General features: G+C 61.7%; 26 protein-coding genes. 10 read left to right on the forward strand and 16 right to left on the reverse strand.

What is annotated here, in order from left to right; all coding sequences use genetic code 11:
• Positions 1-16 precede the first annotated feature (16 nt).
• The 7 genes from acpP to CSQ91_RS11545 form a co-directional block, all read right to left on the reverse strand.
• Positions 17-256 (reverse strand): acyl carrier protein, encoded by a 240-nt coding sequence (acpP, locus tag CSQ91_RS11515; RefSeq protein WP_008449912.1) that lies wholly within the window; start codon positions 254-256, stop codon positions 17-19.
• Between the two features lie 178 nt (positions 257-434).
• Positions 435-1,178: a 3-oxoacyl-ACP reductase FabG gene (gene fabG / locus CSQ91_RS11520; protein ID WP_034749638.1), complete on the reverse strand. Its 744-nt coding sequence runs from the start codon at positions 1,176-1,178 to the stop codon at positions 435-437.
• Between the two features lie 49 nt (positions 1,179-1,227).
• Positions 1,228-2,169, reverse strand: coding sequence for an ACP S-malonyltransferase (gene fabD / locus CSQ91_RS11525; RefSeq protein ID WP_099388306.1), 942 nt, complete (start codon positions 2,167-2,169; stop codon positions 1,228-1,230).
• 32 nt (positions 2,170-2,201) lie between these two features.
• Entirely contained in the window at positions 2,202-3,200 is a 999-nt protein-coding gene (locus CSQ91_RS11530) for a beta-ketoacyl-ACP synthase III (RefSeq protein WP_034779239.1), read from the reverse strand.
• Between the two features lie 15 nt (positions 3,201-3,215).
• Positions 3,216-4,283 carry a phosphate acyltransferase PlsX gene (gene plsX / locus CSQ91_RS11535; protein WP_034779241.1) on the reverse strand — a complete coding sequence of 356 codons (1,068 nt, stop codon included), beginning with the start codon at positions 4,281-4,283 and terminating at the stop codon, positions 3,216-3,218.
• Positions 4,284-4,493: 210 nt separating this feature from the next.
• Positions 4,494-4,676, reverse strand: a complete 183-nt coding sequence (gene rpmF / locus CSQ91_RS11540) for a 50S ribosomal protein L32 (RefSeq protein WP_034749653.1) — start codon at positions 4,674-4,676, stop codon at positions 4,494-4,496.
• A 267-nt stretch (positions 4,677-4,943) separates the two neighbouring features.
• On the reverse strand, positions 4,944-5,441 hold the full coding sequence (locus CSQ91_RS11545; RefSeq protein WP_034779242.1) for a YceD family protein: 498 nt from the start codon (positions 5,439-5,441) through the stop codon (positions 4,944-4,946).
• Between the two features lie 223 nt (positions 5,442-5,664).
• On the opposite strand from CSQ91_RS11545, the gene CSQ91_RS11550 reads away from it, so the two are divergent.
• The gene (locus CSQ91_RS11550) at positions 5,665-6,273 is read left to right on the forward strand and encodes a Maf-like protein (RefSeq protein WP_099388307.1); all 609 of its coding nucleotides are present in this window, start codon (positions 5,665-5,667) and stop codon (positions 6,271-6,273) included.
• A 27-nt stretch (positions 6,274-6,300) separates the two neighbouring features.
• Complete coding sequence (locus CSQ91_RS11555) at positions 6,301-7,050, forward strand: SAM-dependent methyltransferase (RefSeq protein WP_099388308.1); 750 nt, start codon at positions 6,301-6,303, stop codon at positions 7,048-7,050.
• 71 nt (positions 7,051-7,121) lie between these two features.
• Here the strand turns inward: CSQ91_RS11555 and CSQ91_RS11560 are convergent, their stop codons facing one another.
• Complete coding sequence (locus CSQ91_RS11560; RefSeq protein WP_034749665.1) at positions 7,122-8,039, reverse strand: 23S rRNA (adenine(2030)-N(6))-methyltransferase RlmJ; 918 nt, start codon at positions 8,037-8,039, stop codon at positions 7,122-7,124.
• A 277-nt stretch (positions 8,040-8,316) separates the two neighbouring features.
• Between CSQ91_RS11560 and CSQ91_RS11565 the strand changes: the two genes are divergently transcribed.
• Complete coding sequence (locus CSQ91_RS11565) at positions 8,317-8,745, forward strand: thioredoxin family protein (RefSeq protein WP_099388309.1); 429 nt, start codon at positions 8,317-8,319, stop codon at positions 8,743-8,745.
• Between the two features lie 6 nt (positions 8,746-8,751).
• On the opposite strand, the gene CSQ91_RS11570 is transcribed toward CSQ91_RS11565, so the two are convergent.
• Positions 8,752-11,025 (reverse strand): xanthine dehydrogenase family protein molybdopterin-binding subunit, encoded by a 2,274-nt coding sequence (locus CSQ91_RS11570; protein WP_099388310.1) that lies wholly within the window; start codon positions 11,023-11,025, stop codon positions 8,752-8,754.
• 10 nt (positions 11,026-11,035) lie between these two features.
• Positions 11,036-14,173: an EAL domain-containing protein gene (locus CSQ91_RS11575; RefSeq protein ID WP_070280207.1), complete on the reverse strand. Its 3,138-nt coding sequence runs from the start codon at positions 14,171-14,173 to the stop codon at positions 11,036-11,038.
• A gap of 259 nt (positions 14,174-14,432) precedes the next feature.
• Here CSQ91_RS11575 and CSQ91_RS11580 point away from each other — a divergent pair, with 259 nt between their 5' ends.
• Positions 14,433-14,939 carry a DUF1993 domain-containing protein gene (locus CSQ91_RS11580; protein ID WP_034779265.1) on the forward strand — a complete coding sequence of 169 codons (507 nt, stop codon included), beginning with the start codon at positions 14,433-14,435 and terminating at the stop codon, positions 14,937-14,939.
• Between the two features lie 107 nt (positions 14,940-15,046).
• On the opposite strand, the gene CSQ91_RS11585 is transcribed toward CSQ91_RS11580, so the two are convergent.
• Positions 15,047-15,241, reverse strand: a complete 195-nt coding sequence (locus tag CSQ91_RS11585) for a DUF1289 domain-containing protein (RefSeq protein ID WP_034779267.1) — start codon at positions 15,239-15,241, stop codon at positions 15,047-15,049.
• Entirely contained in the window at positions 15,241-15,813 is a 573-nt protein-coding gene (locus tag CSQ91_RS11590) for a DUF1415 domain-containing protein (RefSeq protein WP_034779269.1), read from the reverse strand. Before CSQ91_RS11590 ends, CSQ91_RS11585 begins: the two co-directional genes overlap by 1 nt.
• A 338-nt stretch (positions 15,814-16,151) precedes the next feature.
• Between CSQ91_RS11590 and CSQ91_RS11595 the strand changes: the two genes are divergently transcribed.
• The 5 genes from CSQ91_RS11595 (at position 16,152) to CSQ91_RS11615 (ending at position 21,123) form a co-directional block, all read left to right on the forward strand.
• Entirely contained in the window at positions 16,152-17,564 is a 1,413-nt protein-coding gene (locus CSQ91_RS11595; protein WP_034779271.1) for a transglycosylase SLT domain-containing protein, read from the forward strand.
• Positions 17,565-17,667: 103 nt separating this feature from the next.
• Positions 17,668-18,456 (forward strand): enoyl-ACP reductase FabI, encoded by a 789-nt coding sequence (fabI, locus tag CSQ91_RS11600; protein WP_092605975.1) that lies wholly within the window; start codon positions 17,668-17,670, stop codon positions 18,454-18,456.
• A 72-nt stretch (positions 18,457-18,528) separates the two neighbouring features.
• The gene (locus CSQ91_RS11605) at positions 18,529-18,807 is read left to right on the forward strand and encodes a hypothetical protein (protein ID WP_099388311.1); all 279 of its coding nucleotides are present in this window, start codon (positions 18,529-18,531) and stop codon (positions 18,805-18,807) included.
• Positions 18,808-18,812: 5 nt separating this feature from the next.
• Positions 18,813-19,334, forward strand: coding sequence for a helix-turn-helix transcriptional regulator (locus CSQ91_RS11610; protein WP_099388312.1), 522 nt, complete (start codon positions 18,813-18,815; stop codon positions 19,332-19,334).
• A 382-nt stretch (positions 19,335-19,716) separates the two neighbouring features.
• Positions 19,717-21,123 carry a DEAD/DEAH box helicase gene (locus tag CSQ91_RS11615; RefSeq protein WP_035820280.1) on the forward strand — a complete coding sequence of 469 codons (1,407 nt, stop codon included), beginning with the start codon at positions 19,717-19,719 and terminating at the stop codon, positions 21,121-21,123.
• Between the two features lie 88 nt (positions 21,124-21,211).
• Here the strand turns inward: CSQ91_RS11615 and CSQ91_RS11620 are convergent, their stop codons facing one another.
• The 4 genes from CSQ91_RS11620 to CSQ91_RS28930 form a co-directional block, all read right to left on the reverse strand.
• Positions 21,212-21,670 carry an acyl-CoA thioesterase gene (locus CSQ91_RS11620; RefSeq protein ID WP_034750191.1) on the reverse strand — a complete coding sequence of 153 codons (459 nt, stop codon included), beginning with the start codon at positions 21,668-21,670 and terminating at the stop codon, positions 21,212-21,214.
• An 84-nt stretch (positions 21,671-21,754) separates the two neighbouring features.
• Complete coding sequence (locus tag CSQ91_RS11625; RefSeq protein WP_034779283.1) at positions 21,755-22,123, reverse strand: hypothetical protein; 369 nt, start codon at positions 22,121-22,123, stop codon at positions 21,755-21,757.
• 129 nt (positions 22,124-22,252) lie between these two features.
• Positions 22,253-22,390 (reverse strand): hypothetical protein, encoded by a 138-nt coding sequence (locus CSQ91_RS28925; protein ID WP_162483240.1) that lies wholly within the window; start codon positions 22,388-22,390, stop codon positions 22,253-22,255.
• Positions 22,391-22,592: 202 nt separating this feature from the next.
• Positions 22,593-22,766 (reverse strand): hypothetical protein, encoded by a 174-nt coding sequence (locus tag CSQ91_RS28930; protein WP_176384904.1) that lies wholly within the window; start codon positions 22,764-22,766, stop codon positions 22,593-22,595.
• Positions 22,767-22,899: 133 nt separating this feature from the next.
• On the opposite strand from CSQ91_RS28930, the gene CSQ91_RS11630 reads away from it, so the two are divergent.
• On the forward strand, positions 22,900-24,132 hold the full coding sequence (locus CSQ91_RS11630; RefSeq protein ID WP_143451013.1) for a glycosyltransferase: 1,233 nt from the start codon (positions 22,900-22,902) through the stop codon (positions 24,130-24,132).
• Positions 24,133-24,258: the final 126 nt, after the last annotated feature.

The following is a 24,258-nucleotide window of genomic DNA, read 5'->3' on the forward strand; positions in this document are numbered from 1 at the left end:
AGTCGGTCAGACAGGCTTAGGCCTTGACGTGTGCAGTGGCGTAGTCGATCGCCTGTTGCACGGTGGTGATTTTTTCAGCTTGTTCGTCAGGGATTTCCATTTCGAATTCGTCTTCCAGGGCCATGACCAGTTCCACGGTGTCCAGGGAATCGGCGCCGAGATCGTCGACGAAGGAGGATTCGATTTTGATGTCTGCTTCTGCAACGCCCAGTTGCTCAGCGACGATTTTCTTAACGCGTTGTTCGATATCCGACATGTTATGGCTCCAAAGTGTGTGTTACGGAAAGTGCGCGCATTTTATCAGGTTTGCGCGTCCGAATACTAATTTCGGTGTCTGCTGCTAATTCGACCGAAGCTGCTGCTAAAAGATGCGATTATAGACAAAAACGGCCGTTGAATCATGCCACAAACGCCCGCCCCGTCTAGCTTTCACATCAATTCATGTACATTCCACCGTTCACGTGCAGCGTCGTGCCCGTGATATACGCCGCTTGCGGCGAAGCCAAAAAGGCCACCGCCGCTGCCACGTCTTCCGGCTTGCCCAGGCGGGACAGGGGAATTTGCGTCAACAGGGCCGCGTGCTGCTCTTCGCTCAGCGCCTTGGTCATGTCGGTATCGATGAAACCCGGGGCGATGCAGTTCACGGTAATGTTGCGGCTGCCGATTTCGCGCGCCAGGGCGCGGCTCATGCCTTCCACGCCGGCCTTGGCCGCCGCGTAATTCATTTGCCCAGGATTACCCGACGAAGCCACCACCGACGTGATATTGATGATACGCCCAGTTTTGGCTTTCATCATGCCGCGCAACACGGCGCGCGACAGGCGGCCGACGGCCGACAGGTTGGTGGAAATGACGCTGTCCCACTCTTCATCCTTCATGCGCATGGCCAGCTGGTCTTGCGTGATGCCTGCATTGTTGACGAGGATCGACAGGCTGCCGTAGGTTTTCTGCACCTCATCGACGACGGCAGCGCAGCGCGCCGCATCGGTCACGTTCAGGACCAGGCCCTTGCCCGTCACGCCTTCGGCGGCCAGGTAATCGGTGATGGCTTGCGCGCCGCTTTCCGAGGTGGCGGTGCCGACCACGGTGGCACCCTGCTTGCCCAGTTCGGTGGCGATGGCGCGGCCGATGCCGCGCGAGGCGCCCGTGACCAGCACGACTTGATTTGCTAAATTCATGAGTATCCTTAAGAGCAACCGCGGCAGGCAGGCTGCCGCGGTCTGATGTTTATTTGAGCTGCGTCAAAATGCGTTCCAGCGAGGCCTGGTCAACGATGGCGTCGCCCACCAGCACCGGATCGATGCGCTTGGCCAGGCCCATCAGGACCTTGCCCGGACCGCACTCGATCACTTGCGTGATGCCGTCGGCCGCCACTTTTTGCATGGTTTCCACCCAGCGCACGGGGCTGGCTGCCTGGCGCACCAGTGCATCCTTGATGCCGGGCACATCGTTGACGATGGCCACGTCGACGTTGTTGATCAGGGCGATCTGCGGCGCCGAGAACGTCAAGCCGGCCATGTATTCGCGCAAACGGTCCGATGCGGGCTTCAGCAGCGACGAGTGGAATGGCGCGGAGACGGGCAGCTTCATGGCGCGCTTGGCGCCCTTGGCCTTGGCCAGTTCGCAGGCGCGCTCGACGGCCGCCGTATGGCCGGCGATGACGACTTGTGCTGGCGCATTGAAATTGACGGGCTCGACCACCAGGGCCGGGTTTTCCGCCGCCGCTTCCGCACAGGCGGCGCGCACGTCGTCATCCGACAAGCCCAGCACGACAGCCATCGTGCCCTGCCCGACGGGCACGGCTTCCTGCATGGCTTGCGCGCGGAAACGCACGAGCGGCACGGCATCCTTGAAGGAGATGACGCCGGCGGCGACCAGCGCCGAGTATTCACCGAGGCTGTGACCGGCCACGACCGTCGGCACGGGGCCGCCGGCCGCCAGCCAGGCGCGATAGAAAGCCACGGCCGCCGTCAGCATCACCGGCTGCGTATTGGTGGTGAGATCGAGTTCTTCCTTCGGACCTTCGGCGATCAGCTTGCCCAGGTCGAATTGCAGGGCGTCCGACGCCTCGGCAACGGTCTGCGCAACCACGGGGTTGCCGGCGAAACCGTCGAGCATCGCAATCGCTTGCGAGCCTTGACCTGGGAAAACAAATGCAAATTGTGTCATGTCGACTCCGTTTTTTTAATAGTGTTGCGGGATTACATGCGCGCCAGCACGGCGCCCCAGGTAAAGCCGCCGCCCACGCCTTCCATCATGACGTTGTCGCCCTTCTTGACGCGGCCATCGCGCACGGCGATGTCCAGCGCCAGCGGGATCGAGGCGGCCGAGGTGTTGCCATGCTGGTCGACGGTAACAACCATCTTCTCCAGCGGCAAGCCAAGTTTCTTGGCCGTGCTGTTCATGATGCGGATATTCGCCTGGTGCGGGATCAGCCAGTCGATCTGGTCCGACGTCATGTTGGCGTGTTCCAGCGCTTCGTGCGCGACCTTTTCCAGCACGGACACGGCCAGCTTGAATACGGCCGGGCCATCCATGTAGAGGAAGGCGCTGCCGTCCAGCGCGCCGCCAGCCAGGCTGCCCGGCACGCTAAGGATGTTCGAGTGGCGGCCGTCCGCGTGCAGCTTGGTGGCCAGGATGCCCGGCTCCTTGGAGGCCGTCATGACGATGGCGCCGGCGCCGTCGCCGAACAGCACGCAGGTGCCGCGGTCGTCGAAATTGAGGATGCGCGAAAACACTTCGGCGCCGATCACCAGCACATTCTTGTGCATGCCCGACTGGATGAAGCTGTCGGCCGTGGCGACCGCATACACGAAACCGCTGCAGACGGCTTGCACGTCGACGGCAGCGCAGTTGTTCGTGATGCCCAGCTTGTTTTGCACGATGCAGGCCGTGCTGGGGAAGCTGCCGAAGAAATCGGGAGTCGAGCTGGCAACGATGATCAAGTCCAGGTCATTGCCGTTCAGGCCAGCCATTTCCAGGGCTTTTTTGGCCGCTTCCACGCCCAGGTCCGAGGAGTTTTGCGACGGCGCCGCGTAATGGCGCGCCGAAATGCCGCTGCGCGACACGATCCATTCATCCGACGTCTCGATGCCCTTGGCGGCGAGCTGTTCGGTCAAATCCTGGTTGGTGACGCGCTTCTCCGGCAAGTAGCTGCCGGTACCGATAATTTTGCTGTAAGTTTTGCTAAAAACAGTCATGCAAATACCCGTCCACTAAATGGTAGAGCTTGTTGATGTAGGTTCGTCCGGTACTGGCGTGCGCGGCATCAGCTCGGCGATCAGGCTGGCCAGGTGCGCTTGCACGTCATTTTTTGCCGCATCAAAGGCGCGGCGCAAGGCCCATTCGAACGAATAGGCATCGGCGCTGCCATGGCTCTTGAAGACGAGGCCACGCAAGCCCAGCAGGCTGGCGCCGTTGTAACGCGATGGATTCAAACGGTTGCCGATGGCTTTCAGGGCCCCGCGGGCGATCAGCGCGCCCAGCATGGTAATCGGATTGCGCTTGAATTCGGAAGTGAGCACGTCTTTCATGAAGCGCGCCAGGCCTTCGATGGCTTTCAGGGTGACATTGCCGACAAAACCGTCGCAGACGACGATATCGGTCGTGCCCTTGAAGATATCGTTGCCTTCCACATTGCCGTAGAAGTTCAGCGCGCCACGCTCGTGGTCGGCCTGCAGCAGCTTCGAGGTGAGTTTCACCACTTCATTGCCCTTGATATCTTCCGTGCCCACGTTCAGCAAGCCGATCGTCGGGCGTGCAATGCCTTCCATGGCGGACACCAGCACGGAACCCATGATGGCGAACTGGTGCAAGTGATGCGGTTCGCAATCGACGTTGGCGCCCAAGTCCAGCATGTAGGTGGGACCGTTCTTTTGATTCGGCAAGATGCTGCAGATGGCCGGGCGGTCGACGCCGGACATGGTTTTCAATACATAGCGCGAGACGGCCATCAGGGCTGCCGTATTACCGGCGGAAACGGAGGCTTGCGCCACGCCGTTCTTGACCTGTTCGATGGCCACGCGCATGGAGGAATCCTTCTTGCGGCGCAGGGCCACTTCCAGGGGATCGTCCATGGTAACTTGTTCGGAGGCATGCAATACCGACAGGCGCGGATGCGTGTCGGCTTTATGTTTTTTCAGTTCGGCACGGATCACGTCTTCCAATCCAACCAGGATCAGTTCAGCTTCAGGCTCATGTTTTACGAAGGAAATTGCTGCGGGGATAGTGACTGAGGGACCGTGATCTCCGCCCATGCAGTCGATAGAAATTTTGATTGTCATTTGTGTTGATTCAATACCGCTGCGGGCGTGCGGCAAGATGTGAATCGGACTGGAGCATATGCAGGGCGCAGCATGTCATGCACCGCCTGAGCAAGCTTGATTCAAAATGACGGGTGCGCAAGATGAATTGCAGCCGATAAAAAAGAAGAAGCGGCGCCACGCCGAATAACCACGCAACACCGCTTTCATCTTACCCAACAAAAACGTCGATTACTCGTCGTTTTTGGTCTTCAACACTTTACGGCCACGATAGAAGCCGTTAGGGCTGATATGGTGACGCATGTGTGTTTCGCCAGTAACTGGCTCGACGCTCAATTGCGGCGCGACCAGGAAGTCGTGCGAACGGTGCATGCCGCGCTTGGAAGGGGTTTTCTTGTTCTGTTGAACTGCCATGATGACTCCTAATACATAAGTTCTAAAATTTTAGCACAATCGATTAGCAAATACATGCGAATCGAGTATCCCAGCGGCAAAGACTACCCGAAAATAGCCCGGACCGACATCGTTTATTACAATTACATTTCACTACACTTGCCATACTCGATTACTACACGCGTTTGACACGTTCTCTAAGCGGAGCCTCACAAACCTGCTGCGCTGACCGCTCGCTACGGTTTTTGAGGCCCCCTACAAACTACCACTACTACTTATTCTCTTAACTTATTCTGGCTTCAAGTCTTTCAGGGCCGCGAACGGCGACTTCTTTTCAGTCTTGAGAGCATCGAGCTGCGCCGTATCGGGGCAGACGTCGTGTTTGGGTACCTGCGGCAGGGCCAGCAAGGCTTCATCTTCGATCAGGGCCGCGGCATCCATGCTGCGGCTGCCGACGATCACGTCGATCGATTCATCGTTGATGATTTCTTCGATCTCGTCCGCGTGCTCGTCATCCTTGCCCAGCATCAGAGTGGTCGTCGAATCAATTGCGTAAGCATACGGAGTCAGGCAGCGCTGGCAAACCAGCTGAACGGTGCCGTTGACCGACAAGGTCAGTTGTGGGTAGCCCAGCTTGCTGGTGCCGCCGACGATCTTCCAGGCGATCTCGCCGGAACTATCTGCACAATCCTTGGTCAACCGGGTCATTTCAGCGACAGGAGTTACACCCTCGCGGCTCCCGCTGATACGACAAAAATCAAAGGCGTCGATCACAAAAGCATTCATTGGTAGAAAATTTCCCCGGAAAACCTGCGATAATAACAGGGTTTTTAGCACGGAGTCAAAGGCTAAGCATCTTTTTTGACGCAATCATTGCCATAAACATGACAACTTCATCAACACCGTCATGCCGCATGGAGCCTCAGTTGTGGGCTCTGCGCCCTGGAATTTGCGTGAAATTCCACTGACATCGACCAGCGCGGCCATGCCGGCCGCCATCCACTACCGAATGATACCAACTTCCGTCCCATTGCGCTTGATTCTTGCATCGAGTTCGACCTACCGCAAGGAATTGCTGGAACGCCTGCGCCTGCCTTTCGAGGTCGCCGTTCCCGATCTCGACGAAAGCCCGCTGCCAGGCGAAAGCCCCAGCGCCACGGCCCTGCGCCTGGCCCAGGCAAAGGCGCAGGCCGTACTCGACCGCCACCCTGGCAGCCTCGTCATCGGCTCCGACCAGGTCGCCACCCTGGACGGTGCGCAGATCGGCAAGCCGGGCAACCATGCCAAAGCCCTGCTGCAGCTGCAAACCATGCGCGGACGCCAGACCGTGTTCCACACGGCCCTGTGCCTGCTCGACGGTCGCCAGAGTCCGCCTGTGGCGCAAGTGGAAGATATCCAGACCCTCGTCACCGTGCGCGACTTGTCCGATGCCGAACTGGATGCCTACCTGCGCATCGAGCAGCCGTACGATTGCGCCGGCAGCGCCAAGAACGAGGGCCTGGGCATCGCCCTGCTCGAGCGCATTGACAGCACCGACCCGACCGCCCTGACCGGTTTGCCGCTGATCGCCCTCACCGGCATGCTGCGCAAGGCGGGCGTCGCGTTTTTCACCCTTTAATTCATTGAATATACCGACAATAACAATATGACCGGCACCCTGTACCTGATTCCCAACCACCTCGGCCTGTCCGACAGCCCGGCCGACCCGCTGGCCCACATCATTCCAGAGCAAGTACGGCAGATCACGTCGCAGCTCGATTATTTCGTGGCAGAAAACGCCAAGACGGCGCGCGCCTTCCTGAAACTGATCGGCAACCAGCATCCGCTGGCCAAGCCGCTGCAGGAAATCACGATTTCCGAACTTAACGTGAATACCCCGGCGCAAGCGCTGGCCGGCTTGCTGGCGCCCCTGCTGGCGGGGCGCGATGCGGGCCTCGTCTCGGAAGCGGGCGTGCCCGCCGTGGCCGACCCCGGCGCCGACCTGGTGCGCCTGGCGCATCAGCACGGCATTAAAGTACGCCCGCTGGTGGGGCCGTCGTCGATCCTGCTGGCCGTGATGGCCAGCGGCTTGAACGGCCAAAGTTTCGCCTTCAACGGCTACCTGCCCACGGATGCGGCCCTGCGCGCCAAGCGCATCAAGGAACTGGAAGTGCGTTCGCGCACGGAAAAGCAGACCCAGCTGTTCATCGAAACGCCGTACCGCAATGCGGCCATGCTCGACGCGCTGGTGGCGCAATGCGCGCCGTCGACCCTGATCTGCGTTGCCACCGACCTGAGCCTGGAAACGGAAAGCGTGCAAACGTGGAATGGCGGCCAATGGAAGAAACAATTGGCTGCCGGCAAGGCACCTGACTTCCACAAGAAACCGACCGTGTTCCTGCTGCTGGGACAGTAATCCCCCGCCCATAAAAAAAACGCCACGGTCAAATGCACCGTGGCGTTTGCATTACCCCGCTACGACAGTCACTACACGCGACGGGTACCGGTATTTTTCTGTCCGCCCTTGCCCGTTTCCAATACGAACTTCGCGCCATCGTCGCGGCCCAGCACCTTCACCAGGTACGGCATGACTTCGCGCAACATCGGCTCCAGCGTGTACGGCGGGTTCAAGATGAACATGCCGCTGCTGTGCAAGCCAAAACCGTCCGGCGACGGGGTGTTGACCGTCAGGGTCACGTGCAACCAGTCCGAGCTGGGCAATTGCTTGAGCTTGTCGGCAAACTGGCGCGATTCCATGCGCTGCAGCACGGGGTACCAGACGGCATACATGCCCGAAGGGAAGCGTACGAGGGCGTCGGCCAGGGTGTCCTTGACCTTGCGGTAATCCATCTTGTCTTCATATGGCGGGTCGATCAGCACCAGCGCGCGGCGCGATGGCGGCGGCAGCAGGGCTTTCAGGCTCTGGAAACCGTCCGCCTTGGTGATCAGCACGCGCTTGCCGCGCACGGTAGGACGCTCGCCCTGCGCCAGCGCATGCGCCTCGACCTTGCGGAAGTTGTCGGCCAGAATCTTTGCGTCCGCCGGATGCAACTCGAACAGGCGCAGACGGTCTTGCTCGCGGCTGACCTTGTCCGCGCAGTACGGCGACCCCGGGTAGTAGCGCATCTTGCCGCTCGGATTCATTTCCTTGATCAGCTTCATGTACTCGGCCAGCGAGGCCGGCAAGTCCGTGCGGTCCCACAGGGGCGCGATGCCCGTTTCGTACTCGGCATTTTTCGACGCATAGCCGCCGTCGAGCGCATACACACCCGCGCCGGAGTGGGTATCGATATAACTATAGGCGGTATCTTTTTGATTCAGATATTGCAACAACTGAATCTGCACATAATGTTTCAACACATCGGCGTGATTACCCGCGTGAAAGGCGTGGCGGTAACTCAACATAAGCTGGCTAATTCCATAATAAAAATAAATAAAGGCGGGAGCGCTGACACCGGGCAGGGCATGAAAACAGACTGGAGGGGTCAGGCTGCGGGGCCAGGAAACAGCATGGACCAGCGTAATCAGCGCGCAATATCCAGCATTATCCACCAGAAAGGTGTATTGCATCAAAAAACACGGATAAACAAGCCCATGCATTCCCGGGACTGCGGTGGCCGGGCGCGGTAGAATACGCGCATCGGGCGCCCGGCGCCCATCGCCCTACTAACCAGATACGACCATGCACAGCCTGACCCTCACGACCGATAACCGCGCCGACGTCGCGGCAGCCCTGGCCGGCCCGCGCTGGACGGTGGCCTGCCTGTGCGCGCTGTGGTGCGGCACTTGCGGCAGCTACCGCGCCACATTCGAGGAACTGGCCGCGCGCCATCCTGACACCGTCTTCGTCTGGGTCGACATCGAAGACCAGGCCGACGTGGTGGGCGACCTCGACATCGACAACTTCCCCACCCTGCTGATCCAGCACGAGGACAACGTGGCCTTCTTCGGCACCGTGCTGCCCGACGGCGGCCTGGCGCACCGCATGGTGCAGGCGCAGCAGGCGCTCAGCGCGGCTGAACTGGCGGCGCTGGCCACCAGCACGCAGGAGCGGCGCGACTGGCAGCGCGACTGCAATCTGCGCAACCTCCTCGCCGCCACCCTGGCTTGATGTAAATTAACCCAGGCGCAGCGGCAGGCTGCGCAGCCGTTTTCCCGTCAGGATGAACACGGCGTTGGCCACGGCCGGCGCAATCGGCGGCGTACCGGGCTCTCCCACGCCTTCCGGATGCTCGGCGCTGGCGATGATGACGGTTTCCACCTCGGGCGTTTGCCCCATGCGCAGCACGGGATAGTCGTGGAAGTTAGCCTGCTCGACTTTCCCCTCCTTGAAGGTGATCTCGCCGCCCAGCGCCGCCGACAGGCCAAACAGCACGGCCGACTCCATCTGCTGGGCGATGATGTTCGGATTGACGGCGATGCCGCAATCGATGGCGCACACCACGCGCTGCACGCGGATTTCTCCGTTTTCCACGGACACCTGCGCCACTTGCGCCACGATGCTGCCGAACGACTGGTGCAAGGCCACGCCATGCGCATGGCCGGGCGGAGGCGTTCCCGCCTTGGCAACTGCCGCATCGAGCACGGCCAGGTGGCGCGGGTGCCGCACCAGCATGGCACGGCGGAAAGCGATGCCATCCTGCCCCGCCGCATGGGCCAGTTCGTCGATAAAGCTTTCCTTGAAAAAAGCGTTGTGCGAGTGCCCCACCGAGCGCCAGTAACCGATGGGCACGGGACTGTCGGCGATCACGTGGGCGATGCGCTGGCTGGCAATTTCATACGGCATGTCGAATTCGCCTTCGGCCGTGGTCTTGTCCGGCCCCGCACCGGGCAAGCCGAAATTACGCTGCAAAAACTGGTGCGTGATGGAGCCGCTGACGGATTTGTTGTCCCAGGAAGCGATGCGGCCGTGTTCATCGAGGCGGGCCGCAAAGCGGGCCAGCGCGGCGGGACGGTACATATCGTGCTGCGTATCCTGTTCGCGCGTCCACACCAGCTGCACGGGCGCGCCGCCGCACTGCAGTGCGATGGCCACGGCCTGGGCGATCATGTCCACTTCCAGGCGGCGGCCGAAACCGCCACCGAGCAGCAGCACCTCGATGACGACGTCCTTCGCAGCGACGCCGGCCACTTTCGCCGCCACGTCGACGGCGATGCCGGGCGCCTGCGTCGAGACCCACAGCATCACCTTGCCATCCTTGACTTGCGCGGTGCAATTGACGGGTTCCATGGCGGCGTGCGCGAGGAATGGCGCGCGGTACTCGGCAGTAACCTGCCGCATGCCCTGCACGGCCTTGCTTTCCACCTGGCCGCTGGCGTGATAGGCATAGCCCGCTTCGCTATCGAGCAGGCGGGCAAACTCCGCATACACGCCGGCGCTGGACAAATTCGCCTGCGGGCCAGCCTTCCACTGCGTCGGCAAGGCGGCCGCCGCCTGCCTGGCGCGCCACCAGGTGTCGGCCACCACGGCGGCACACGAGACGCTGCGCTGAGCCAGGTGCGGCGTCAGGTCCAGCACCTTTTTCACCCCGGACATGGCCAGCACGGGCGCCGCGTCGAACGCGGACAGGATATCGCCCAGGCGCGGCGGCAGATGCAGGGCCGCATACAGCATGCCGGGCGGGCGCGCATCGATGCCGAAACGCGCGCTGCCATTGACTTTGGATGGCGTGTCGCGGCGCGGCGCCGGCTGGCCGATCAATTTGAAATCCTTGGGCAGCTTCAGCACGGGCGTGCCCGGGTCGATTGCGGCGGCGTGCTGCGCCAGGCTGGCGTAGCTGGCGCGCCGGCCATCCGGGTGCAGCACTGCGCCATTTTCCGTGCGGCACTGCGCAGCCGGCACCTGCCACAACGCGGCGGCGGCGCCTACCAGCATGGCGCGCGCCGACGCGCCCGCTTCGCGCATGGGACCCCAGCCATCCTTCACGCTCGACGAGCCGCCCGTGACGATCACGCCCAGCTCGCGCGCCGCCTTGGCCACCGTCCACTGGGCCAGCGCTTTTACGCGGCCCTGGTCGTCCGGGTGGAAAGGCAAGCCGTCCTGGAGCATGGCGACATTGCCGAAGATCTTGTCCATGGGCGCCTGGATCAGCTTCACGCTGGACAGCGGCACGTCGAGCTCCTCCGCGACCAGCATCGGCAAGGCCGTGTGCACGCCCTGCCCCATCTCGCTGCGCGGCATGGCCAGGGTCACCGCGCCGTCGGTGCCGATGGCCAGCCAGCCGTTCAGCGCCACGGCGCCATCCTGCAGCGGCAGCGGCACGCTGCCATGCAGGCGCTGGCGCGGCGGCAGCACGCCCCAGCCCAGCACCAGGGCACCCACGCCGGCCACGCCGAGACCCAGGCCGCGGAGCAGGAAACGGCGGCGCGACGTATTTTTTTCTCCGGCCATGGGATACCCTTTAATTGGTTAGTGGTTGATCCAGCGGGTCGATCCAGCGCTCCAGCATATCCTGTGCCAGCACCGGGCGGCTATAAAAATAACCTTGCGCCAGCTTGCAGCCATGGCGCAGCAGGAAAGCCGCCTGCTCTTCCGTCTCCACGCCTTCCGCGATCACGGACAATTGCATGCTCTTGCCCAGCTGGATGATGGCAATCGCAATCGCTTCGTCATTGACGTCCGTCGATATATCCTTGATGAAGGAGCGGTCGATCTTCAGGGTTTGCACGGGCAGCTGCTTCAGATACGCGAGCGAGGAATAGCCGGTGCCGAAATCGTCGATGGCCAGGCCCACGCCGATGGCGTGCAAGTCGTTGATGAAACCGAGCGCGTCGCCCGTGTTCATGATGACGGACTCCGTCACTTCCAGCTGCAGGCGTTGCGGCTCGAGACCCGTTTCCTTCAGAATGTCGGCCACCATGCCGGCGATGCTGCCCCGCTCGAACTGCTTGACCGACAGATTCACGGCCATCTTCGGCACGTGCAAGCCCTGCGCCTGCCAGCGCATCATCTGGCGGCATGCTTCGTCGAGCACCCATTTGCCCAGCTGGTTGATGAAGCCGCTGTCCTCGGCCAGCGGGATGAAGCGCGCGGGCGGCACCAGGCCCAGTTCCGGGTGGTTCCAGCGCACCAGCGCCTCGACGCCGACCAGGCGGCCCGTGTCGATTTCCACCTGCGGCTGGTAATTGAGGAACATCTCGTTCTTCTCCAGCGAACGGCGCAAAAAGGTTTCCAGGCGCAGCCGCTCGACGCCTTCGCCCGTCATCGACGGCGCATAGAAGCGGTAGCCATTGCGCCCGCGCGCCTTGGCCTGGTACATGGCCACGTCGGCATTGCGGATCAACATGTTCAAGTCCAGCGCATCGTCCGGATACAGGCTGATGCCCACGCTGCAGGTGACGAACAGTTCGTGGTCAGCCACCGTGAACGGCTGGTCGAACATGGTCATCAGCTTTTCCGCCACCTGCGTCGCACCGTACTCGCCGTCGACGCGTTCGAGCAGCACGATGAACTCGTCGCCGCCCAGGCGCGCCAGGGTGTCGCCCTCGCGCAGGCGGGCCGCCAGCTGGCCGGCCACCTTTTGCAGCAGTTCGTCGCCCACATGGTGGCCCAGGGTGTCGTTGACGTTCTTGAAGCGGTCCAGGTCGATGAACAGCACGGCCAGCTGCTCCTGGTCGCGCGCGGCGCGCAGCAAGGCGTGCTGCAGGCGGTCGTGGAACAGCAAACGGTTCGGCAGGGCCGTCAGCGGATCGTGGTGGGCCATGTGGTCGAGCTTTTCCTGCGACTCCTTGATCAGGGTGATGTCGCTGAACACGCCCACGTAATGCGTGGTGCCGGCGCGCGCGTCGCGCACGGCGCTGATCGTCAGCCACTCCAGATACAGCTCGCCATTCTTGCGCTGATGCCAGATTTCGCCGCGCCAGAAGCCGCTGCCCTTCAGCTCGTTCCACATGGCTTCGTAGAACGCAGAGTCGTGGCGCGCCGAGCGGGTCAGCGAAGAGTGCTGGCCCACCGCCTCCGCTTCGGCATAGCCGGTGATCTGCGTGAAGGCGGGATTGACGGTGACGATGATGCCGCTGGCATCGACCACCATCACGCCGTCGGCGATATGTTCGAGCACGGTGGCCGACAGGCGCAGTTTTTCCTCGGCTTCCTTGCGCGCCGTGATATCGGCATACACCCAGATGCTGCCTTCATTGGGGCGCAGCGGATCGAGCGCGCAGCCGCTGACCAACGCCCAGAACAGGCTGCCGTCGCGGCGCTTGTACTGGCGCTCCTCGCTGAAATCGCCGCCCATGGCCAGCGCCGGATACTGGCGCTCGCCCGCCTCCTCGAAGTCATACGAACTCATAAACACCATGGCCGTCGAATTACCCGTCATCTCGGCATGCTCGTAGCCGAACAGTTCCTCGCAGCGGCGGTTGACGGAAATGATGCGGCGGTGGCGCACGAACATCACGCCGAACATCACATTGTCGAGAATCGCGCTCTGCTCCGTCAGCAGCGCTTCGATGCGCATCTCGTGGTGCTTGCGCTGGCTGATGTCGGCAATGATGCCGTCGACCCAGATGACGCCCTGCTCGCCCGCCTGCGGCTGGCCATTCTCGGCCACCCAGCGCTCGATGCCGAAAGCGTCGATGATGCGGTATTCCAGCGCATATGGACGCACCTCGGCCACCGCCTGGCGGACGGCGCGGCGGTGCTCGCGGCGGTCCTCCGGGCAGATCAGGTCGGCCCAGGCATGCGTGGTGCCGCGCATGAACTGGCGCGCCGAATAGCCGGAAATCTCTTCGATGGCATCGCTGACAAAATCGATGGGGCCGTCGGGCCGGTAGCGGAAGACGGCGCCCGGCACCTGCGTGACGATGGTGCGGAAACGCTCTTCGCGCTGGCCCACATCCTCGAACAGCTGGCCGATGGCCGCGCGCATTTGCTCAAGCTGGGCCGTCAGGCGGCCCAGCTCGTCAGTGCTGTGCGAGGTCAGGGGCGTGTCGAAATCACCGTGCGACAGGCGGTCGGAAAAGCGCGTCAGGCGGCGCAGGGGTTTCAACAGGCGGCGGTTCAGGAACAGCACGATCAGCGCCATCGACACGGCCAGTTGCGCACCCAGCACGAAAATATAGGAGATCTGCTTTTCGCGCAGCTCCTGCTGGCTGCGCGCATCGTCCATCTCGACGACGACGTGGCCGATGCGTTCGCCGCGCACGAGGATGTCGCGCTCGGCGCGGTACAGATTGCCCACGGGCCGCTGCGGCGCCTGCAGGCGGATGAATTCCGTGTCGCCCTGCCCCAGCACCTTCACCAGCAGCACGGAACGGTCGCGCATCACCGACTCGACCAGCGAGTGGGCCGATTCCGCGTTCATGTTCCACAGCGACTCCTGCATGCCCAGCGCCAGGATATCGGCATTGCGCTGCAAGGCTTCGTTCAGGCTGGTGCGCGCCGACTGGCGCTCATGCACGCCGACCAGCACATAGCTGCCGAAGATGGCCGGAACGACGAGGCCGCCAAATACCACCAGCAGCAAGGCGCCATAGATAGACGAGCCGTACAGCACACGCAGGCTGGCGCGCAGGCGCTGGTAAGGTGAATTAAACATGCGGCAACAGGGCAACAGGGATCAGGCGGGCGATCATTGACTTTACAGGGGAATCGGGTGGTGAGGCGGGAAGAAACTTTATCAGGAGCAATTATGCATGGAAAAAGCGGGGGAAGTCACCAATAAACACACGCCAACGGCTACCTCATGTCATATAAACAGGGTTGAAAAACCACACGCCGCCCGGCGCGCCCGGCCGGCGCCAGCAGAAAAGCGCGCAGCTTGCTATCATCGCGCCACTTTACCTAGAGGAACCACCATGACCTTCTCCATCTACTCCGCTTCGATCCCCGTCTTCAAACAGATCCTGGGCAGCCTGGCCGCCATCCTGGACAAGGCGGAAACGCACGCGCAAGACAAGAAAATCGACCCAAACGCCCTGCTGCAATTCCGCCTGTTCCCGGACATGCTGCCGTTCGTGCGCCAGATCCAGATCGCCACCGACTTCGCCAAGGGCTGCGGCGCGCGCCTGGCCGGCGTGGCCGTGCCACCGTATGAAGACAGCGAACAGAGCTTTGCGGAACTGAAAGCGCGCATCGTGAAAACCATCGCCTTCCTGGAAAGCCTGCCGCAAGCGGACATCGACGGCAGCGAAACGCGCGCCATCACCACCGGCAGCGGCGAAAAGACCAAGCACTTCACGGGCCAGACCTATCTGTTCCACTACGCGCTGCCGCACTTCTTCTTCCACGCGACGACGGCGTACGACATCCTGCGCCACAATGGCATTGAAGTGGGCAAGAAAGATTTTATTGGCAGCTATTAATCACTAGCGCCAAAAGTAGCGGGGTCAGTTCCTTCGGAATCGGAATGCTTCCCATTGGGAAGCATTCCCCCGTCTGGTCTGACCCCGACAGTTGCAGTTGGGTTAAATCAGGTATTCCGGCGCGGATAGCCCTGCGCCAGAATCCTCACCCACACCACTTCCTTCTCTTCATCCGTCATCGACACCCAGTGGGCCACTTCCACTACGCTGCGGCCGCAGCCGCGGCAGATTTCATCGAAGGTTGTCGAGCACACGGCCACGCAGGGCGTGTCTGGACGCGGCGGCAATTCCTTGTCCGCCATCAGGACACCTTCGGCAAGCCGAGCTTTTCCCAGCCTTCGGTACCCAACGCTTCCAGCGTGGCAATATTCTTGTCAAAGATCTCCGACGCTTCCGGGAACGCCTCGACGGCGCGCTCGATGCTGTCTTCGCGCAGCAGGTGCAGGGTCGGGTACGGCGAGCGGTTGGTGTAGTTGCTGATGTCGTCCTCGAACGTTTCGGCAAACTGGTAATTCGGATGGAAACTGGCCACTTGCAGTTCGCCGGCCAGGTGCATGTCTTCCACGGCCGCGTCGGCCACGTCGAGAAACTCGTTGTAGTCGAGGAAATCGTTCAAGGTGTACGGATGGATCAGCAGGGTCGTGTCGATCTGTTCGGGATCCGTGTCGGCCAGGGTTTGCAGCTCGTCCATCAGCATCGCCAGCAGATCTTCCGGATTGCCCGATTCGCATACCACGTAACGGATCTGCTTCTTGACGTGCACGGCCTTGGCGAACGGGCACAGGTTCAGGCCGATCACGGCCTTTTCCAGCCAGGCAACGGTATTGGCGATGATGACGGCGTTGTCGTCGTCGTGGCGCGGCGGGGTGTTCATATACTTGACTCTCTATTAATAAGGCGGCCGGCGGCTGAATGGCCGGCCAAAGCCAAATTGTACGCACTTTTGCGCAGCCTCATACCGGGCGCCATCCAGGCTTGCGCCAGCCTCCTCGCCATGTATGCTATAACAGCGGCCGAATCACGCATCGGGCAAATTAAATTTGCAATAATGACAGCATTTGCGAATGGAAACTCAGCCGTTACCCACTTATTGCCGCTTATTTCCTGTCATCATGCTGACATAATTCTTGACTCCGGCATGTGGATATACGTACACTCGCTGCTTAATCATGGGTCTGTCCGATGTTTCTCCGACGACAACAATGGAACACTATGCACGAAAACTCCTTTAAATCTACCGTCCTGGCGGCGTTGGCCCTGGCGCTTGCGCCCGCCCTCAGCCAGGCGTACGAAGCCGGTGTTGAGAGCGATAACGCGCCAGTCGCCGCCGCCGCACCCGCCCTGATCCCGATGACCGCCCAGGTCACGGCGAAACTCCCCACCCTCGACAACCGCCTGCAAAAGACCGACCGTCTGCTGAAAAACCTCAGCGACAATTCCGATCCGCTGCGCGAAGCCGACGTCTGGGGCCGCATCCGCAGCGGCTATGCGATTCCCGACATCAACAACCAGCTGGTGGCGAACCACGTCAACTGGTACGCCACCCGCCCCGACTACATCGCCCGCACCACGGCACGCGCGTCGCGCTACATCTTCCACGTGGTGCAGGAACTGGAAAAGCGCGGCATGCCGACGGAACTGGCCTTGCTGCCGTTCATCGAGTCCGCCTTCAACCCGCAAGCATTCTCCAGCGCCAATGCGGCCGGCATGTGGCAATTCGTGCCCGCCACCGGGCGTGATTTCAACCTCAAGCAAAACATGTTCAAGGACGAGCGCCGCGGCGTGCTGGCCTCGACCGATGCGGCCCTGACCTACCTGCAGCGCCTGTATGACATGTTTGGCGACTGGCAACTGGCTCTGGCCGCCTACAACTGGGGCGAAGGCTCCGTGCAGCGCGCCATCAAGAAAAACCAGGCGCTGGGCAAGCCGACCGACTTCGAAAGCCTGGCCGACCTGATGCCGGCCGAAACGCGCAACTACGTGCCGAAACTGCAAGCGGTGAAAAACATCATCGCCAATCCGGCCCAGTTCGGCCTGACCCTGCCCGTGGTCGACAACCAGCCGTATTTCACGGCCATCGACAAGACCAGCGACATCGACATCACCGTTGCCGCCCAGCTGGCCGAGCTGTCAATGGATGAATTCAAGGCCTTGAATCCGCAATTTAACCGCCCCGTCATCATCGGCGGTGAAAAGACCAAGATTCTGTTGCCGCAGGAAAACGCCGCCAAGTTCACCACCAACCTGGCGCAATGGGGCCATGCCTTGTCCAGCTGGACGACGCACAAGATCACCAATGCGCGCGAACGCATCGAAACCCTGGCGTCGAAATTCGGCACCACGGCCGACGTGCTGCGCCAGGCCAACAATATTCCCCAGCGCACCAGCCTGCGTGCCGGCTCCACCATCCTCGTGCCGAAAACTTCGGCCACGATGAACAAGGACATCACCCAGGAAATCGCCGACAGCGCCACCATGCTGCTGGAAGCGGACCGTCCGGAACGGGCCGCCAAGGCACTGCGCCGCGCCGCCAAGGGTGGCAAGGTGCAAGCCGCGCCAATTTCCCTGGTGAAACCGCGCATCCAGCGCGGCGGTGGCAACAGTCGCGCCAAGGCCCGTCACTGATCGCCTGAGCTGTATTGACCTACCTCACCGGCCGCCACAGCTTTGCTGTCGCGGCCGGTTGTACATCCGCCCACCCCGCCCACCTACCCAGACAGGAGTCGTCATGGCTTTCTTGCAAGGCAAAAAAATCCTCATCACGGGCTTGCTGTCGAACCGTTCCATCGCCTATGGCATCGCCAAGGCTTGCCACCGCGAAGGCGCCACCCTCGCCTTCACGTATGTGGGCGAACGCTTCAAGGAGCGCATCACGGAATTTGCGGCGGAATTCGGCAGCGAACTGGTATTCGACTGCGACGTTTCCAGCGATGAACAGATCAGCGCCGTCTTCAGCGACCTGGCGCGCCACTGGGAACATCTCGATGGCCTGGTGCACGCCATCGGTTTTGCGCCGCGCGAAGCGATCGCCGGCGACTTCCTCGATGGCCTGTCGCGCGACAGCTTCCGTATCGCGCACGACATTTCCGCCTACAGCTTTCCCGCCATGGCCAAGGCCGCCCTGCCCCTGCTGCACCCGGGCGCTTCGGTGCTGACCCTGACCTACCTGGGCGCCGTGCGCGCCGTGCCCTACTACAACACCATGGGCCTGGCCAAGGCGTCGCTGGAAGCATCCGTGCGCTACCTGGCCGAATCGCTGGGTCCGCGCGGCATCCGCGCCAACGGGATTTCGGCCGGCCCCATCAAGACCCTGGCCGCCTCCGGCATCAAGGATTTCAGCAAGCTCCTGGGCTTTGTGGCCGAACATGCCCCGCTGCGCCGCAACGTCACCATCGAGGAAGTCGGCAACACGGCCGCCTTCCTGCTATCCGACCTGGCCTCGGGCATCACGGGCGAGATTACCTACGTCGATGGCGGTTTTTCGCAAGTGATGGCCGTGAATCCCGAAGTAGAGTGAGGCGGTGATGGCCGATGTTTTGCGGTTGTCACTTGACAACCGACCAATATCGACCTACATTGGAGGCATCGCATGGCGCGCTCCCCGCACCCGAAGAAGGACATCGAAGCGGCATTGCGCCACGCGGAAAACCAGGGCTGGTGCGTGGAAGTGGGTGGCAGCCATGCCTGGGGCAAGATCTACTGCCCGTACAACGATGCCAGCTGCCGTTGCGGCGAATTCTGCATCGCCTGCATCTGGAGCACGCCGAAAAATCCCGGCAACCATGCGCGGGCGATACGACGGGTGGTCGACAATTGCACTTTCAATAAGCTGATGCACGACTGCATGCAACGCAAATCCAAGGGGTAGCCATCATGGATTACATCTTTACTCTCAAATACCGCCTGCCCGATAACGAAACCGACCTCGATGCGCTGACTGAGCGCCTGGGCGGCGGCGGTTGCGACGATGCCCTGGCCGGCATCGGGCAAGCGGGACGCCTGGCGCTGGAATTCACGCGCGAGGCCAGCAATGCCAGCGAAGCACTGCTGAGCGCCATGGCCGATGTGAAAGCCATCGTGCCGGGGGCCGTGCTGGTCGAGGCCGCCCCCGACTTCGTGGGACTGACGGACGTGGCGCAAGTGCTGGGCTTGTCTCGCCAAAACCTGCACAAGCTGATGAACAAACACCGCCACAACTTCCCCGCGCCCGTGCATGAGGGCAGCGCCACCATCTGGCACCTGGCCGACGTGCTGGCTTGGCTGCAGGCCAAGGGGACTTACCAGCTGGAACGCAGCCTGGTCGACGTGGCGCAAGCGGCCCGGCAAATCAACCTGGCCAGGGAAACGCGACAGGCGCCGCCGCTGCCCGCCGACATCGTGGCCATGCTCCATTAAACGGAAGAAAACTACGTATTCTTACTGATTTCACATAGGAAACATGATCAAAACGTGGTAGGACTGTCGTTTCTTCCCATTTAAGCCGTGCAAAACGGCTGCAAATACGGTATAGTGTCGTTGTGCGCTGCAATATGTTTCCTTGAAGCGATGGCAACACCGCAGTTACATGCACTACAAACTTAGCAGCTTCGCAAGCCTTAGCGCATCCACAGGATGCCGCTTATAAAGCCCTCCCGCCTTGTGTGTCGCACCTGACACCGTCCCGGCGCAAAGCTTTTGTGCCGAAATTTCTTTCTAGTTGAGTCATTTCGTTTTGGTTGGCGTTGCTATTTTGCGTTCTGCTTTTTGCAAGAACGCTGATTTTCACGAAAGAAAAAGAATGACATTTGAATCCTTAGGCCTGCATCCGTCCATCATCGCCGCTCTGACCGAATCGGGCTACACCGCGCCAACCGCGGTACAGTCGCAAGCGATTCCAGCCGCGATCGAAGGCCGTGACCTGCTGGTCTCGTCGCAGACCGGTTCGGGCAAGACGGCAGCTTTCATGCTGCCATCGCTGCACAAACTGGCCAGCGCCGAACAAAGCGCCGCCGGCAAGACGCCGAACCAGGAAATGCAAGCATCGCGCGCCCGCGGCGAGCGTCCACGTTTCAAGGCTGCCCAGCCAAAAATGCTGGTGCTGACGCCAACGCGCGAACTGGCCCTGCAAGTGACCACCAATACCGACAAGTACAGCACCGGCATCCGCCGCATCAAGGCTGTGTCGATCCTGGGCGGCATGCCTTACCCTAAACAGATGCAATTGCTGGCCAAGAATCCTGAGATCCTGGTCGCCACCCCTGGCCGTCTGATCGACCACATGGACTCGGGCAAGATCGACTTCTCGCAACTGGAAATCCTGGTGCTGGACGAAGCCGACCGCATGCTGGACATGGGTTTCATCGACGACATCGAAAAGATCGTGGAAGCGACGCCGGAAGGCCGTCAAACCATGCTGTTCTCGGCAACGCTGGACGGCGTCGTCGGCAACATGGCTCGCCGCATCACGAAGAACCCGCTGGTCATCCAAGTGGCAAGCTCGAGCAACAAGCATGAAAACATCACCCAGCGCGTTCACTTCGTCGACGACCTGTCGCACAAGAATCGCCTGCTGGACCACCTGCTGCGCGACGAATCGCTGGACCAGGCTGTTGTGTTTACCGCCACCAAGCGTGACGCCGACACCATCGCCGACCGTCTGAACATCGCCGGCTTCTCGGCTGCCGCCTTGCACGGCGACATGCATCAGGGCGCGCGTAACCGCACCCTGGACGGCATGCGCCGCGGCCAGGTCAAGGTGCTGGTTGCCACCGACGTTGCCGCCCGCGGTATCGACGTGCCAACGATCACCCACGTGTTCAACTACGATCTGCCGAAGTTCCCGGAAGACTACGTCCACCGCATCGGCCGTACCGGCCGCGCTGGCCGCAATGGCCTGGCCATCTCGCTGGTGAACCACGCTGAAGGCATGAACGTCAAGCGTATCGAACGCTTCACCAAGCAATTGATCCCGGTCAATGTCATCGAAGGTTTCGAGCCTAAGAAAACGGCATCGGCTCCACGTTCGAGCGCCCGTCCAGGCGGCTGGAAACCAGGCGACAACCGTGGCGGCGCGAAGCCAGGTCAACGCACGTTCAGCAAGCCAGGCGCACCACGCAAAGACGGCGCACCGAGCACCGGCGGCGGCTACAAGGGTTCCAACCCGCGCAGCACCGACGGCGCACGCCGCAGCTACGGCGACCGTTAATCACGGCGCCATGCCGCCCACGGGCGGCAAGCAATAAAAAACGGCCACCAGATCGCTCTGGTGGCCGTTTTTTTATGTCCGCAACGACTTATTTCTTCGACACCTTCTGGCGCGAAAGCTTGCGCAGCTTGGCCTGCTCGAAGCGCGCGTGCTGCTCCGGCGTTTCCAGTACCAGCGGCGGCACGGCCACGGGTTTGCGGTTGGCATCCACGGCCACCATCGTGAAATAGCAGCTGTTGGCGTGGCGCACCAGGCGCTGCTGGATGTTTTCCGTCACCACGCGGATACCCACTTCCATCGACGTCGTGCCCGTGTAATTGATCGACGCGAGGAACGTCACCAGTTCGCCCACGTGGATAGGCTGCAGGAACATCACCTGGTCCACCGACAGGGTCACCACATAGCTGCCCGAATAGCGGCTGGCGCAAGCATAGGCGACGCTGTCGAGGTATTTCAGGATGGTGCCGCCGTGCACATTGCCGGAAAAATTGGCCATATCGGGCGTCATCAAGACCGTCATCGTCAGTTCGTGGGCCGACCAGTTCATCGCGCTGTCCAAAGTATTCTCCAAAAGGGGAAATTAAAAGTGAGGGGAGATGTGAAAACCGGCCACGAGGGCCGGTTGTGAGCCTTACAGGCCCAGGGTGTCGATATCGGCCAGCGACTCGCGGCCCTTGTCGGAAATGTCGTAGCCTTCGCCTTCGGCGCGCGCCACGATGTGGGCTTTCTTGCCCAGGAAGTAAGCCACATCCGACTCCAGCTTGGTCAGGGGATCGGTGGCGACGGCGCGCAGCCCCATGATGCAGCGGCGCAGGAACAGCAGTTGCTGTGCTTTCTCGGTGATGGACAGACGGCCATCGCGTGCATAGCTGAGCAGCTTCAGGCCGGACAGGCGCTTGGCATTGCGGGCAACGCAAGCGCTGGGGCGCTCGGTCTTGATGCCGCGTGCAACTTGCTCCAGCGCGTCATATTCATCGGTTGTTAATTTCTCGTTCTTCATTACTTTTCCATAAAAGGCCAGGTGTTCGGCCCCCATGGTACGCGCCCCGCTGCGCATCGGCAACAGGCAACGTGAATCAGTCACCGCCCGCGCGGCGGACGGCTGACTGGAAGACGGGCAGGACAGCCCTTATTTATAGTTGCGCAGCAGCAGCCAGGCCAGGCCGCAACCCGCCACGGCGCCCGCCAGGGCCAGCGCCACGAGGTTTTTGCTGGTCATCACCGGCCGCCGGCCCAGGTAAATTTTGTTATGCAAGGAATTGCCCATGATGGTCTCCTGTACAAGAATTTTTATGATGTCTCATTATAAGAACAGAATCGTGACGGCCGCATGACACTCGACAGTTAGAGTTTGATTTGTATCCACTCGGCAACATTTATTGACGTTTTTGTTGTTTAAATGGCGTGGCGCCGGCGACGGCCCCACAGTCCATTTCCGATCGGAAATAAACGCGGCGCACCGCGCCCCGTCACTGCATTTTCACGGGCGGTGGTGGTGGCGTCGGCTCCTCGACGGGCACGGGCTCGATGTGGGGCGGCGTTTCCGGCGGCGGCGTGACGGGATCGCCTTCCGGCGGTGGCGGCATATCGGGTTCGGGCGTGCTGTGCGCACGCAACGGGGCAGGACGGAATTGGGTTTGCATGTGACCTCCTTTGCCCCACTCTAGCCGATGCGGCCAAATCCTGGCGCCCGCCAGTGGCACGCCAAGGGGAACTAAACAGCGTGGCGCCACTCCAACCTGGCAGGCATCCCCTCCTGCGAGTACAGCGGTTCCCATGGCGCGCAAGAAAATCCTCTTTATGGCCGAGGCAGTGACCCTGGCCCATGTCGGCCGCCCTCTGAGCCTGGCCCAGGGCCTCGACGAGGATAAATATGAGGTGCATTTTGCCTGCGCCGATGGCTATGACTTTTGTTTCAAGCAAGCCTCCTTCCGGCGCTGGCGCATCGACAGCATTTCATCGCTACAATTCCTGCAGGCATTGGCCTACGGCAAGCCTGTCTACACGGAAAGCACCCTGCACGCGTACGTGGAAGACGACTTGCGCCTGCTCAATGCGGTCCAGCCCGATCTCGTGATCGGCGACTTCCGCCTGTCGCTGTCGGTCAGCGCGCGCCTGCAGCGCATTCCCTACATTACGCTCAGCAATGCCTATTGGAGTCCGTACGTGCGCCAGCACTACACGGTGCCCAGCCTGCCCCTGACAAGCCTGCTGCCCATCTGGCTGGCCGCCCCCCTGTTCCGCCTGATCCGCCCGCTGGCCTTCGCCTCGCATGCCGTGCCCCTGAACCGCGTGCGCCGCCGCCATGGCCTGCCATCCTTGGGCAGCGACTTGCGGCGCATCTATACGGATGCCGACCGCACCTTGTATGCGGATATTCCGCAACTGTTCCCGCCGCACGCCATGCCGTCCACGCACGACTACCTGGGCGCCATCATCTGGGCGCCGCCGCTCGACTTGCCGGACTGGTGGCAGCGTCCGGAACTGAGCAGCGGACGGCCCATCATCTATGTCACCCTGGGCAGTTCCGGCCAGGGGCAATTGCTGCCGCGCGTGCTGCGCGCGCTGGCGCCCCTGCCTGTCACCGTATTGGCAGCCACGGCCGGCACCATCCGCGTCGACGCCGTGCCGCCGAACGCCTATGTCGCGCCCTTTCTGCCGGGCGATGTGGCCGCACGGCGCGCCAGCCTGGTGATCTGCAACGGTGGCAGCCCCACCAGCCAGCAGGCGCTGACGGCGGGCGTACCCGTCATCGGTATCGCCGGCAACCTCGATCAATTCCTCAACATGCACGGCATCACGGAGGCCGGGGCCGGCCTGCTGCTGCGCGCCGACCGCTTCCAGGAAACCGCCCTGCGCCATGCCGCCACGCGCATGCTCGACGATGGCCAGGCCAAGCTGGCGGCGCGCCAGCTGGCCACGGCCATGCGCGACTATGTGCCAGGGCAACGCTTGCTACCCCATATGCACGCCCTGCTGGGCTCGTTGCCGCAAGGCAGCCAGCCTTGACGGGCAGCGTCGGTTTTTCTTACAGCGAGTCCGGCAAAGCCTGCACCGCATCAACAAAAACACGCCAAGTCATTGATTTCAAAAGGGCCTCATGCGTTGGCATGGAAGTCGCTAGGTACTGGCCAT

Source organism: Janthinobacterium sp. BJB301 (assembly GCF_002735685.1).
In the GTDB taxonomy this organism is placed as follows: domain Bacteria; phylum Pseudomonadota; class Gammaproteobacteria; order Burkholderiales; family Burkholderiaceae_D; genus Janthinobacterium; species Janthinobacterium lividum.